12 protein-coding genes and 1 other RNA gene are annotated in these 14,351 nt (G+C 40.7%); all 13 read right to left on the minus strand.

The window, feature by feature from the left end:
* Positions 1 to 53: 53 nt before the first annotated feature.
* The 13 genes from recR to RCP16_RS18345 all read right to left on the minus strand — a co-directional run bounded on the left by recR (position 54) and on the right by RCP16_RS18345 (position 14,311).
* Complete coding sequence (gene recR / locus RCP16_RS18285) at positions 54 to 650, minus strand: recombination mediator RecR (RefSeq protein WP_069328594.1); 597 nt, start codon at positions 648 to 650, stop codon at positions 54 to 56.
* Positions 651 to 701: 51 nt separating this feature from the next.
* Positions 702 to 1,013: a YbaB/EbfC family nucleoid-associated protein gene (locus RCP16_RS18290; RefSeq protein ID WP_069328593.1), complete on the minus strand. Its 312-nt coding sequence runs from the start codon at positions 1,011 to 1,013 to the stop codon at positions 702 to 704.
* Positions 1,014 to 1,057: 44 nt separating this feature from the next.
* A complete protein-coding gene (gene dnaX / locus RCP16_RS18295) occupies positions 1,058 to 2,809 on the minus strand; it encodes a DNA polymerase III subunit gamma/tau (protein WP_137225829.1) in 1,752 nt (583 codons plus the stop codon).
* Positions 2,810 to 2,952: 143 nt separating this feature from the next.
* An RNA gene (ffs, locus tag RCP16_RS18300) (signal recognition particle sRNA large type) lies at positions 2,953 to 3,219 on the minus strand.
* 127 nt (positions 3,220 to 3,346) lie between these two features.
* Positions 3,347 to 4,705, minus strand: a complete 1,359-nt coding sequence (gene rho / locus RCP16_RS18305; RefSeq protein ID WP_069328591.1) for a transcription termination factor Rho — start codon at positions 4,703 to 4,705, stop codon at positions 3,347 to 3,349.
* A gap of 238 nt (positions 4,706 to 4,943) precedes the next feature.
* Positions 4,944 to 6,203, minus strand: a complete 1,260-nt coding sequence (murA, locus tag RCP16_RS18310; protein ID WP_069328590.1) for a UDP-N-acetylglucosamine 1-carboxyvinyltransferase — start codon at positions 6,201 to 6,203, stop codon at positions 4,944 to 4,946.
* A 144-nt stretch (positions 6,204 to 6,347) separates the two neighbouring features.
* On the minus strand, positions 6,348 to 7,202 hold the full coding sequence (fba, locus tag RCP16_RS18315) for a class II fructose-1,6-bisphosphate aldolase (RefSeq protein WP_069328589.1): 855 nt from the start codon (positions 7,200 to 7,202) through the stop codon (positions 6,348 to 6,350).
* A gap of 152 nt (positions 7,203 to 7,354) precedes the next feature.
* Positions 7,355 to 7,741, minus strand: a complete 387-nt coding sequence (locus tag RCP16_RS18320) for a response regulator (protein WP_069328588.1) — start codon at positions 7,739 to 7,741, stop codon at positions 7,355 to 7,357.
* A gap of 363 nt (positions 7,742 to 8,104) precedes the next feature.
* Complete coding sequence (gene pyrG, locus RCP16_RS18325) at positions 8,105 to 9,706, minus strand: CTP synthase (protein ID WP_069328587.1); 1,602 nt, start codon at positions 9,704 to 9,706, stop codon at positions 8,105 to 8,107.
* A 275-nt stretch (positions 9,707 to 9,981) separates the two neighbouring features.
* A complete protein-coding gene (gene rpoE / locus RCP16_RS18330; RefSeq protein WP_069328586.1) occupies positions 9,982 to 10,524 on the minus strand; it encodes a DNA-directed RNA polymerase subunit delta in 543 nt (180 codons plus the stop codon).
* A gap of 183 nt (positions 10,525 to 10,707) precedes the next feature.
* Positions 10,708 to 12,387: an arginine--tRNA ligase gene (gene argS / locus RCP16_RS18335; RefSeq protein WP_069328585.1), complete on the minus strand. Its 1,680-nt coding sequence runs from the start codon at positions 12,385 to 12,387 to the stop codon at positions 10,708 to 10,710.
* Positions 12,388 to 12,417: 30 nt separating this feature from the next.
* The gene (locus RCP16_RS18340; RefSeq protein WP_308641003.1) at positions 12,418 to 12,855 is read right to left on the minus strand and encodes a YwiB family protein; all 438 of its coding nucleotides are present in this window, start codon (positions 12,853 to 12,855) and stop codon (positions 12,418 to 12,420) included.
* A gap of 250 nt (positions 12,856 to 13,105) precedes the next feature.
* Positions 13,106 to 14,311, minus strand: a complete 1,206-nt coding sequence (locus RCP16_RS18345; RefSeq protein WP_137225821.1) for a WD40/YVTN/BNR-like repeat-containing protein — start codon at positions 14,309 to 14,311, stop codon at positions 13,106 to 13,108.
* Between the last annotated feature and the right edge of the window lie 40 nt (positions 14,312 to 14,351).

A 14,351-nucleotide genomic window follows, 5' to 3' on the forward strand; every position in this document is an offset into this window, starting at 1 on the left:
TTTGTGCCTTTTTGAGTTATTACTATGATTCGGTATATATACACTTTACCTAATTATAATTCTCGGCGTCCTTCTAATGCTTTGGATAATGTAACTTCATCCGCATATTCTAGATCTCCACCTACAGGTAATCCATGAGCAATTCTTGTTACTTTTATATTGAAAGGTTTGACCAGTCTAGAAATGTACATAGCGGTCGCTTCACCTTCAATATTAGGGTTTGTTGCCAGAATCAGTTCTTGTACTCGCTCATCACTAAGACGATTCAATAACTCTTTTAATTTGATATCATCAGGTCCAATACCTTCTATCGGAGAAATCGCTCCATGTAACACATGATAGTACCCGTCAAATTCTCGAGTACGTTCCATAGCTACTAGATCTTTGGCTTCCTGAATAACACAAATGACAGACGCATCTCTGGTCTTATCCTGACAAATCTGACATGGATCTGTGTCTGTAATATTCCCACACACAGAACAGTAGTGGAGATTACGCTTTACATTAACCAGAGCCTTAGCAAAATCGATCACGTCGTCTTCCTTCATACGGAGCACATGAAAAGCAAGTCGCCCTGCTGTCTTAGGTCCGACTCCCGGCAAGTGTGTAAAGGCTTCTATCAGTTTGGCAATCGGTTCGGGATAATACAATACAGCGATCTCCTTTGAGAACAGTCCCTTTATGCATGACTATTCATTATTTTAGAACAGGCCTGGAATATTCATACCGCCTGTAAATTTACCCATATCTTTGTTAGCTAGTTCTTCTGCTTTACCCATCGCATCGTTGACCGCAGCGATTACTAGATCTTGTAACATTTCTACATCGTCTGGATCTACTGCTTCTGGTTTGATTGTGATCGCTGTTACTTTTTTGTGTCCATTCACTTGTACAGTGACTACGCCACCACCAGAACTACCTTCTAATGTTTTTGTTCCTAGTTCTTCCTGTGCTTTCAACATTTGTTCCTGCATTTTTTTAACTTGCTTCATCATTTGGTTCATGTTACCCATTCTTATCATCTCCTCAATTAAAGTATAAATCTTAAATTTAGTAGCTATTCTTTAACAACGACTAAGCTTTCTCCAAATAATTGAATAGCTTCGTCTACTAATGGTTCACCCGCATTTTCGCCTTCGTGCTCTAGCTCTAATGCTTCAACCGGATCTTCATGAGCTCCTTCTATTGCTTCTAACCAATCTTTTTGCATCATGGTAACCAATCGATGAGAACCGCCTAGAACTTCTTCTAATACAGACTCTACAATCTGCTTATTCACAGATTTTTCAATCGTTTCCCGGTGCATATCATGTTTGAAAGCAACCAAAACAGCATCTTCATGAATCGAAACAGGCTCACAGTTCACAAACCATGCGTGAATAGTCACCTTCTCTTCTTTAACCCGTTGTAGGATTTTGCCCCATGATCCTGATACTTTTGTAAAATCGCTATGATTGCGGTTGCTCACATAGCTCTGAATCTGAGAAGGAATTTTGGCTGCTGAAGATACTCTTGCTGTTGGGGGACGTCTTCCAGAGCTTCCTGTCTGATTACGGTCGCCTGCTTCGCCACTTGCTGCTATTCCTGATTTTAACGCTTTATCTAGCTTTTGTTCTAATTGAGCTAATTGCTGTTTGAGTTGTCGAATCTCTGAAGCATCTGTTGGCCCATGACTGCTTGAAGATGTAGTCACTTCTGCCGCATGATCTCCATGTGATCCTGTATTCGGTATACTGCCTAATTTCAATAGAGCGACCTCAAATAACATCTGAGGCTGAGCAGCATACTTCATCTCAGTCTGATAATGATTCAACGTATCAATCATGGCAAACAATTGTTCTTTTGTAAATGCAGCTGCTGTTTCTCGAAAAATCTCGGGATCGAGCATTCGCTCTGTTAAATCTCCTGCTTGTGGGATCATCTTAATCATCAATACATCACGGAAATAATAGAGTAGATTCTCCATACATTTCTCTGCGCTTTTACCTTCTTGCATAAATGACTCTACCATCTGTAGTACTTTGCCGATATCTCCATGTAACAATGCAGAGGCTAGTTCCGCAAACTGTTCAGAAGCGATACCACCGGTCATCTGCAATACTTGAGTATAGGTTACTTTGCCATCTGTAAAAGCTGATACTTGATCCAGAATACTAACTGCATCACGCATCCCACCATCTGATAAACGAGCAATGTATTCTAACGCATCACGATCGGCTTCAATTTGTTCTTCTCCAGCGATCAATGCAAGCCGATCTGTCTGCTCTACTAAAGATACACGGCGAAAATCAAAACGCTGACAGCGTGATATAATCGTAGCTGGTAATCGATGAGGTTCTGTTGTAGCTAGAATAAAAACAACATGAGCTGGTGGTTCTTCCAGCGTCTTAAGCAACGCATTAAATGCTTCTGTTGTTAACATGTGGACTTCATCAATAATATATACTTTGCGTCGTACTTCAGTAGGCGCGTATTTGACTTTTTCCCGTAGATCACGAATTTCTTCTACACCACGGTTGGATGCAGCATCGATCTCAAGCACATCCATAATATTGCCTGATGTGATCCTTTTGCAAGTTTCACATTCGTTACACGGCTCTATAGCCGGCCCATGTTCACAGTTAATCGCTTTTGCAAAAATTTTGGCAGCAGACGTTTTACCTGTTCCTCTTGGACCACTAAACAGATAGGCATGTGAAATACGCTCTTCCCGAATGGCATTTTGCAGCGTCTGAATGATATGCTGCTGTCCAACCATGTCCTTAAACGACTGCGGTCGCCAAGCACGATAAAGTGCGATATGCTCCACTTGCTTACCCTCTTTCTTCTTTGAATACTTCATTTAATTATACTATAGATTAGACCTAAGCAAAACATCCGAAGCTCTATTTTACAAACAAAAAACACCTGATGTCCTGAGACAGAAGGTGTTATTGAATACATTATTATATACCGTGCACCTGTTATCGATTATTGCGATCCAAGCGGTTTTTCTGAACCACGACTCAGGATAGGCACTCCTTCGGCACAAGAACAAAACTGCTTATGGCTGCTTTCTTCCGAACCTGACCAGATTCACAGCAGTCCTTTGCGAAGGACCCAGCCGTCAACACCGTATTCAGATACCAGCCTCACATCGACAAAACCTAAAACAGGAATTCAACCTCGCTACAGCGGATTGCGAGTTACAGGGCACCGCTACCTCCCCATCTAGCACGGCATTAAATTATTATAACCGAGAGAAGCTTCTAATGCAATGGACAAGATATTTTGTTTTAAAAAAGTTCATTTTTATCACATAAAGTGGCGCTTCGAATCCTAAACGCCACTAGATTTCAATCTTATGTCACTTTGTCGAAGCTGGAGTTGCAGATCGTGTTGGTCGTCTTCCCGGACTACTTGAAGCACTGCTATTGGTAGGCTTTTTCGCGCTACTGCTTTTGCTTTTCGTATTGGTTTCTTCAGAGGTATCAAACGAAGCTAAGAACTCTTTGTTCGTCTCTGTATTACGCATTTTTTTGAGGAATCCATCTACAAAGTCTGGCGTTTCGTTCATGTTTTTACGAATATGCCAGATTGTATCTAGTTCTTCTTTGCCAAGTAAATCTTCTTCGCGTCGTGTACCAGAACGACGAATATCGATCGCCGGGAAAATACGACGTTCTGCCAATTTGCGATCCAAATGAAGCTCCATATTCCCTGTACCTTTGAACTCTTCGTAAATAATATCATCCATACGTGAACCTGTATCGATCAATGCTGTCGCTAGAATCGTTAGGCTACCGCCTTCTTCTACATTACGTGCTGCTCCAAAGAAACGCTTAGGACGATGGAATGCTGCTGGATCAATACCACCGCTCAGTGTACGTCCAGATGGCGGAATCACCAAGTTATACGCGCGTGCCAGACGAGTAATACTATCTAACAAAATAACCACGTCTTTTTTATGTTCTACCAGACGAAGTGCACGTTCAAGTACCAATTCAGCAACTTTGATATGGTTTTCTGGCAATTCATCAAATGTAGAAGCTACAACTTCACCTTTAACGGAACGCTGCATATCTGTTACTTCTTCCGGGCGCTCATCAATTAACAATACAAACAAATCAATCTCAGGATTGTTGGTGGAGATGCTGTTCGCAATCTCTTTAAGAAGCAAAGTTTTACCTGCTTTGGGAGGTGCAACAATTAGACCACGTTGTCCAAGTCCAACAGGGGCAAGAACATCCATAATACGAGTTGATAGTTTATTCTGAGCGGTTTCTAAGACTAGTTTGTCCTGTGGATAAAGAGGAGTTAATGCTGGGAAATGAAGACGCTCTGCGGCTTGTTCAGGGCTGGTTCCATTGACTGCATTGACTTGAAGTAATCCAAAGTAACGTTCATTTTCTTTAGGTGCTCTACATTTACCAGAGACCAGATCACCGGTACGAAGATCAAACTTACGAATCTGTGATGCTGAAATATAGATATCTTCATGACTTGGAAGATAATTAATCGGTCGTAAGAAACCATAACCTTCAGGTAAAATTTCAAGCACACCTTGCATAAACATCAAACCGCTTTTTTCAGCTTGTGCACGCAAGATTGCAAAAATTAACTCTTTTTTCTTGAGCTGTCCATAATAAGGAATCTGATACTGTTTAGCTAGCTTATACAGATCAGTCAGCTTCATTTCTTCCAAATCGGAAATTTGTAAATCCATAAAATAACCACCTATTCAATTTTATCAAGATTGTTGAGACAAATATAAGCCTACTAATATAAAGATAGGAAAATGGAGAAACTACATGTAAAAGGAGTGTATTATTTCAAATGCGTTCATAGGATAGCATTACCCATTTTGGGAGGAGATATTCAAGAGGTATGTATTTTATTGGAAAATACAAAAGAGTTCTCCTCCCCAACAGAGGGATGACTTCAAAAACGATGGTCTGACCTATTTATACGATTTCTCTCCAAACATCTGCGCCTAAGTTGCGTAAATTCTCTACCAAATGATCATAACCACGATCGATAAATTCAACACCTGACACTTCTGTAATTCCTTCAGGAACCGTTAAACCCGCAATCACAAGAGCAGCACCTGCACGCAAATCCGTCGCTTTGACTTTGGCTGCATTCAGTGGGGAACCTTCGATAATCGCAGAACGACCTTCTACTTTGATCTTAGCGCCCATTCGTGCTAATTCTGGAACATGCTTAAATCGACTACTGTATACAAAATCACTAAGCACACTAACCCCTTGAGCTTGCGTAAGCAGACTTGTCATTGGTGACTGTAAATCTGTCGCAAATCCTGGATACGTTAATGCTTTTACATCAACATGGTTGTACGTCGGTCTACCCATTACACGAATACCTTCGTCTAACTCTTCGACTTGAACACCCATCTCTAATAACTTGGCTGTAATAGCTTCCAAGTGCTTAGGAATAACATTATCAATCAAAACGTCTCCGCGAGTGGCTGCTGCTGCCACCATATATGTTCCTGCTTGAATACGGTCAGGAATAATTGAATGTCTACAGCCGTGCATTTCAGTGACACCTTCGATACGAATAGTCTCTGTGCCTGCACCTTTAATAATGGCTCCCATCGCGTTCAACAATGTTGCTACATCTATAATCTCAGGCTCTTTCGCCGCGTTTTCAATAATAGTGTGCCCTTTGGCTCTTGCAGCCGCAAGCATGATATTAATCGTTGCTCCTACACTTGCAACGTCCAAATAAATCTTAGCTCCACGTAATTCTTTAGCATATAAATGAATAGAACCATGCTCATTCGTTACTGTCGCTCCTAAAGCTTCAAAACCTTTGATATGTTGATCGATAGGACGAGGCTCAAAATTACATCCTCCTGGCAAACCGATCGTTGCTTCTCCAAAACGTCCAAGTAGTGCACCCATCATGTAATACGAAGCTCTTAACTTTTTGACAGGCCCATTCGGCATAGGAATAGATCTGACATCACTTGGGTTAATACGCATCTGGTTTTCACTTTCGTGCCAGCTTACACTTGCTCCAAGATTTTCTAAAATTTCTGCATAAACGGCTACATCGCTTAATAGCGGCAAGTTATCCAACACGACTTCCGATTCCGCAAGCAATGCCGCAGGAATAAGCGCAATGGCACTATTTTTTGCACCGCTGATCGTTACAGTTCCCTGCAACGGGCGTCCGCCACTAATCATTAATTTTTCCATAAAGCTTAATGTCCCCCTACGTGTTTTGCATCCGGTAAACGATACGTGATGTTGAATTTTGGTAATGAAAATGGAAAGACACCGACTAGGCGGTGTTCTTCCCACAATCTATTATTTAAAATGTCTTATACAAAAACAATATTCTTATGCTTTGTTGCTTGTGCCAAACTCACGGATTTTACCGATAACTGTTTGTTTGATAGCATCGCGACCTGGAACAATAAATGTACGAGGATCGTAAGCATCTGGTTTAGCAGCAAGTACTTCGCGAACTGCTTTTGCAAATACGATTTGGTTCTCTGTATTTACGTTGATTTTGGATGTTCCCAAAGAGATTGCTTTGTTGATATCGTTTGTAGGAATACCAGTACCACCGTGCAATACCAATGGAATTTGAACTGCGTCACGAACTGCTTCCATTTCTTTGAAGCCTAAGTTAGGCTCGCCATGGTAAGGACCGTGTACAGAACCCAATGCTGGAGCTAATGTATCGATACCTGTTTCTTTAACGATACGTACACATTCGTTAAGATCAGCATACATGATACCACCGATAACGTCATCTTCTTGTCCGCCTACAGTACCAACTTCAGCTTCAACAGAAACGCCTTTAGCGTGTGCATATTCAACTACTTTTTTAGTCATTTCGATATTTTCGTCGATTGAATGGTGAGATCCATCGATCATTACAGATGTAAATCCAGCATCGATTGCTTCTTTACATTTGTCAAAGCTAGAACCATGATCCAAGTGAATAGCAACTGGAACTGTAACTTTCAAGTCATGAATCAATCCTTCTACCATTTTAACAACAGTAGTGAATCCACCCATATGACGTGCAGCACCTTCAGATACACCAAGGATTACTGGTGATTTTTCTTCTTCCGCTGCTCCCAGAATCGCTTGAGTCCACTCCAGGTTATTGATGTTGTATTGACCCACTGCATATTTTCCTTCAAGTGCTTTGTTTAACATGTCTGTCATAGATACTAATGGCATAATGATATCCTCCTTGAGAATGATGGTATTTGTAAGCCGATACTCGCATACGTTGCTTATTATAACACAACCCACTTCAAATACTAAACAAGCAATTTAAAAAGAGCTATGCGTCTTTGCATAGCAAAAAACCTATCTTTGTAGGATAGATTCTATTTTTGCTGATCGACTTGATTACCGCGCAGGTTTTGATCCACTACATTTCTCATTTCATCAATATCAAAAGGTTTGGTGAAATGACTGATAGCGCCTAAATCCTTGGCTTGTTTGATAATATCTAATTCTCCATAAGCTGTCATCATAATCACTTTAATTTGCGGATGCGTTGATTTGATATGTTTTAAAATTTCTAATCCATCCATACCTGGAATTTTCATATCCAGAAGAACAAGGTCAGGTGTATCTTGCTCTACCACTTCAAGCGCTGCTTTACCATTTGCTGCCTGATACATTTGGTAACCTTCATTACCGAAAAGTTCCATAAGTAAAATTCGAATTCCGTTTTGATCATCGACAATAAGGATTTTCTTCTGTTCCACGGGTCATCCTTCCCTTCATCGTTGCTAGAATAGTATGCTGTGATTTTTTCTTAATTAGAATGAGGAGGAACGTACAATTCAAACGATTAGTTTACAGATATCAAAATTGACGTCGGATAACATAGTATATAAATTCGCTTTTTATCGTACATTTCCTGCTTGTTCCCAAATTTGTTTCGACAAAAATTAGGTTTACTTTCTAATATTAGTCACTAATTGTAATAATTATTTTATTAGGTTAATTATATAGTTAATTGATCTTATTGAGAAGCTAGTTAGGATAAATACGTGTATGTATACATAAAAAGGCGACTTCTTTCTTCACGAATGGAAGAAAGAAGTCGCCTTATCATCATCTATTGATTAGCCTTGATGTGCAAGTGATGCTTTGACAAATTCACGGAATAACGGTTGTGGACGGTTCGGACGAGAAGTAAATTCTGGATGGAATTGTACTGCTAAGAACCAAGGGTGTTCTGGAACTTCGACGATTTCTACCAATCGACCATCTGGTGAAGTACCCGAGATCTTCATACCCATATTCTCGATTTGCTCACGGTATTGGTTGTTGAATTCATACCGGTGACGGTGACGCTCATATACTAACTCTTCACCGTAACATTCCATAGCCAGTGAACCTGGTTGTAATTTACAAGGATACAATCCAAGACGCATTGTACCTCCTAAATCTTCGATATCTTTTTGTTCTGGTAACAAGTCAATTACTGGATAAGGTGTAGCTGGATTAATTTCAGAACTATTTGCTCCTTCTAATCCTGCAAAAGCACGTGCATATTCGATAACAGATACTTGCATACCTAAACAAATACCGAAGTAAGGAATACTGCGTTCACGGGAATAGCGAATTGCACTGATTTTACCTTCAATACCACGATCGCCGAAACCACCTGGAACGAGGATACCACCCACACCGCCAAGCAATTCATGTACGTTCTCGTCTGTAATTTCTTCTGCATTGACCCAACGCAATTTGACATCTGCATTCGCATGATATCCTGCATGAGACAATGATTCAACCACACTCAAGTAAGCATCATGTAAGGCTACATACTTACCAACAATCGCAATCTCGACTGTTTTTTCCAAGTTTTTGATACGATCTAAAAGGCTCTGCCATTCTGTCATATCTGGTTGAGGTGTATCTAGTTTGAGATGATTTACTACGATCTCATCTAGACCTTCATCACGTAGATTTAGTGGCACTTCATAAAGAGAAGAAGCATCACGGCATTCAACTACAGCATTAGCATCAATATCACAGAACAATGCAATTTTAGCTTTCATATCTTCAGACAATTCATACTCTGTACGGCATACAATCACATTCGGTTGGATACCGATACTACGTAATTCTTTAACACTATGTTGTGTTGGCTTTGTTTTCACTTCACCTGCTGCTTTGATATAAGGAATCAAAGTTACATGGATATACATCACATTGTCGCGACCTACATCGCTTTTGATCTGACGAATTGCTTCAAGGAACGGAAGGCTTTCAATATCACCTACTGTACCCCCGATTTCGGTAATTACGATATCAGAACCTGATTCACGGCCTGCACGGAATACACGCTCTTTAATTTCATTTGTAATGTGTGGAATCACCTGTACTGTTCCACCCAAATATTCGCCACGACGTTCTTTGCTAATTACGGAGGAATATACTTTACCTGTTGTTACGTTACTGTTTTTGGACAAGTTAATATCAATAAAACGCTCGTAATGTCCTAGATCTAGATCTGTCTCTGCGCCATCATCAGTTACGAATACTTCACCATGCTGGTAAGGACTCATTGTACCTGGATCGATATTGATATACGGGTCAAACTTCTGAATCGTTACTTTCAAACCTCTGTTCTTTAACAACCTACCAAGTGATGCCGCTGTAATACCTTTGCCGAGTGATGATACGACTCCGCCTGTTACAAAAATATACTTTGCCACTGTATGACCTCCTAATTATTTTCCAGAAATTCCGGCGATATATGGGGGGTTACACAGCCCCTTTTCCTTATAAAAAACAAAAAAAGTGACACCCGTAGCTACGGGGCACTTTTATTTATTACAGCATTTGAGAAAATGCGTATACGTTTAGTTATAGGTTTAAATGATAAGCCCAAGCAATAGTTTACTCTGTATCTTAATACCGTGTCAAGACATATCCTCAAGAAAAAAAGCCTGCCTAAAACAGGCAGACTTTGATCCTTATTGATAGAAGATTAATCTTTCTTATCTTCTTCTACATATTCTTCATCTTCGTCTTCATCGTCGTCATCATCTTCGTCGTCGATAACAAGATCAGCTTTATCTTCATCATCATCTTCACCGTCAACAAAGATATCATCGGAATCTTCATCTACTGCATCGTAGTTCTCATCTTCCGGCTCATCTGCATCAACAACATCTTCGTTATTGAATTCTTCGTCTTCGATATCATCGTCTTCTTCATCGTTGATAATACGAGGACGCTTCGCATTAGCGATTGGATCTTCTGCACGCTCAAGCGGATACCAACGTTTAAGACCCCATAGGTTTGTACCTACACAGGCAAAACGACCATCTACATTAATTTCAGTATATAGTTGAGCGATATATTCATCAGTTTGTGCTTTAGTAAAGCCACGTAGTTCTGCAACTTCCTTCATAAGGTCACGGTAGTATAGAGGCGTATTGATTTTTTTCAAAATAGCAACAGCCAAATCTACCATCGGAATTTCGTGTACCTTTTCCGGATCGATTTTTAATTCTTGCGGTGTACTCACTTACGGACACTTCCTCTCGGATCCATTTTCACGCTTTATCATTCACGTTTTTTCGCACAAAAAATGCAAAATGCTGAGTTAAGTAAAACCTATTTATCAGCAAAAATCAAGTTTTTTACAAAAAATCGGATGATTTGCATGTTTTGAGATATAACGTTTTAAATTTGTACCAATATTCGTCGATTACATACGCTCTGGTGCAGATACTCCAACAAGTCGAAGTACGTTCACAATAACAGTACGAACGCTACCTAACAAAGCCAGACGAGCAGCTGTTTGTGCTTCGTTGTCTGTCAGTGTACGTTCTGCTTTGTAATAACTATGCATCATAGATGCTAGCTCGTAGACATAGCGAATCAGGCGGTGTGGAGCATAGTTCTCAGCTGCTAGGGCAACTTCTTGAGGCAATTCGCCCATTTTGTGCAATAGATTATATTCATGCTCACTTGTTAATAAGCTGTAATCAATTGCAGATAACTCAGGCAACTGGATACCTTGCTCTTCGGCTTGACGATAAATACTACAAATCCGTGCATGTGCATATTGAACATAGAACACAGGATTTTCGTTAGAAGTCGAGATCGCCAAATCCATATCAAAATCAAGATGAGAATCGATACTGCGCATCGTGAAGAAATAACGAATAGCATCTACGCCTACTTCTGCCATCAAGTCTTCCATCGTTACAGCTTTACCTGTACGTTTGGACATTTTGACTTTCTCGCCATCTTGGAAAAGACTAACCATTTGTGCAATCAGCACGACCAATTTCTCAGGATCGTTACCCAATCCCTGCATCGCTGCTTTCATACGTGGAATATATCCATGATGATCTGCACCCCAGATATTGATCATTTTATCGTAACCACGACCGTATTTATCTTTGTGATAAGCGATATCTGGTGTCAAATACGTATACGTACCATCGTTTTTGATCAATACGCGGTCTTTATCATCGCCATAAGCAGTCGTACGAAGCCATGTTGCGCCATCCAGTTCATAGACTTCTCCACGCTCACGTAGCTCATCCAATGCGTCTAGTACTTGACCTGTCTCATATAGCGAAGTCTCACTAAACCAGATATCGAACTTCACGCGGAATGCTTCTAAATCACGCTGAATTTTTTGCAATTCTTTCTCAAGACCGTATTGACGGAAAAAGGCAGCTCGCTCACCCGGTGATTGCGATAATAGACGGTCGCCTTCTTGTGCTACTAATTCTTTAGCAAAGCCTTTGATATCTGCACCATGATAACCATCTTCAGGCATCGCTGCATCTTGCCCAAGCTCTTGCAAATAACGAGCTTCAATCGAGCTACTCAAGTTCGATACCTGATTACCTGCATCATTAATATAGTATTCGCGAGTGACTTGGTAACCTGCAAAGTCAAAAATATTACACAATGCGTCACCAAAAGCAGCTCCACGAGCATGTCCTAAATGTAGACTACCTGTTGGGTTCGCACTAACAAACTCAACTTCGACTTTTTCGCCTTTACCGTGTTCGATACGTCCATAGTTTTCACCTTGTTCTGCGACAACTTGGATAACCGGATATAGATAACTTTTGTTCAGCGTAAAGTTGATAAATCCAGGCCCTGCAATCTCAGCGTGTTCAATATCGCCTTGTTTGAGATCGAGGTTAGCGATAATATCTTCGGCGATCTGACGTGGATTCTTTTTAGCGATTCGAGTTAACTGCATCGCAATATTGGTTGCTAAGTCTCCGTGCGCTTTGTCTTTAGGTACTTCAAGCACCACTTCAGGTACTTCTTCACTACTTACAATATTAGCTGCGATTACTGCTGCATGCACAGCTTCTTTCACTGCACTGCGGCTTTGTTCCAATGGATTACGTGTCATCTTCTACTGCTCCTCCTGTGTTCGCATGGTTCACACTTCGTCTATTTCGTGCGTATCCAATGCCTGTATATGTAAACTGATCTTAAATGTCCCTGTAAGCTCTTCATGCACATACAATTCGTATTCCCAGTTTACACGTCCAAGATGTCCATCTAGCTCTTGTGTCAATTTTGTGGTGTGTGTCGAAAGTACAAATGTCATAAACGGCGAACGATACGAACCAGGTAGTTGCTTTTCTTGACGAAAAGTCTGATCTGATTCTACCCCACCACGTCTCATAATTTTCACTTCATGATCATCGATCTTCACGACAGTACGAACTTCCTGCTGAAGAGTATCTGCGGATTCAGTGTAACGAATATATAAACTGCTGCCTTTTTGAAAAGCCTGCCCGATAAATTGAGTTGTGCTTTGCTCTCCATCTTGATCGCTATGCAATGTCAATTGTACCTGATTGAATTCAGTCATAAGATCCAGCTCCATTTTTGATGATGCGCCATGTTAGCTTGTTGAATATAGAACATTTTCACGATTAATTCAATAAGCTCAATCTCTTCTATTGTACCATTATATTGAACCGTACGTAGAGATTCTAAGCAAAAAAATACGTTTTTATTGGAATATGCTTTAGATTCTGATCCCTGTCATTGACTTCTGTCTCTACAAAATATGTACGAAAAGAAAAGCGACTCCGTATAGAGTCGCTTCTACTTTATGCTTACTGTTTATCTGTAGCTACAAATTTTAATGTAGCAGACCATGTTTTACCACCGTCTTTGGTCGTATAGATCGCTGGCGTTAATGAATCGGTTACAGCCAGATAGCCTACATTTTGACTTAAAAACGAAATGTCTGCGCTGATACCATCAATTGTAGCTGGCATATTGTTCCACGTTTTGCCACTGTCCAGAGATCTTCCAACCGCTACTTTACCACCCGCTGGTGATCCGCCTGCAAGATAAGCGATCGTACTGCCTACAAATTGCATATTACCTGGATGTCCACCCGGTTGGGCAGGTCCTTCACCATTACCTAGAGCGCCTGTACCCGGTGCTTTGCCACCGCCGGCTGTCGATTGTCCAAAGACTTGACGCCAACTTTTGCCGCTATCTGAGCTTGCATAGACCGAGTAAGAGACTTGAGACATACCTGCTCCGCCATACAAGATTGCCCATACTTGCTTACCACTCGCATAAATTTCTCCACCAGAGACTTCAAGTGAACCTACGCTAAGGGCTGTTGTCCATTTGTTACCACCATCAATTGTCTGCATAATACGGTAGCCGCTGTTGCTACCTGATACTGTTTTGACTACCCAACCTGTATTGCTATCCTGAAAATAACCACCGCGCGTATTCGCAGGTGTAGGAATCGCTGTCCATGCTGCGCCACCATTTATCGTTTTGTATACACCTGATGTGGTATATGCAAAACCTGTACTGCCTGATTTCTTATCGATTTTGTTAAATCTAATATTACCTTTATACGGACTTTTCCAAGTTGCTCCGCCATCGGTTGTCGTTAAAAATACAGGTTTTTGTCCAGATTTTGCACTGGCCAATGCCCATCCTTGTGTATTGTTACTAAATTCAATCTGACTGAACTGCCATGTACCCGTATAAATTTTTTGCCAGTGACATCCACTATCCGATGTACCGATCAAAAATCCATTTCCTGCTGCTCGACCTGTCGTCTGACTCAGAAAATCGGTATCGGTAAAATGAATATCTTCTTGAATGCTAGATGAACGCCCTTGCTCCAATTGAGATTGAAGAGTAGAACTATTCACATCACATGCTTTTGACGTTTTGGCAGATACAGGAGTTGCACTGAATCCAACCATTCCTAGTAACAAAACTAATACCATCATTATACTTAACGATGGATACGATCCATATGAAACACGATTATTGTTCATCTTCATCTATTCATCCTCCTAGAATATGTTACATACATGGAATATT

Origin of the sequence: Paenibacillus nuruki (assembly GCF_963311185.1) — a bacterium.
In the GTDB taxonomy this organism is placed as follows: Bacteria; Bacillota; Bacilli; order Paenibacillales; family Paenibacillaceae; genus Saccharibacillus; species Saccharibacillus nuruki.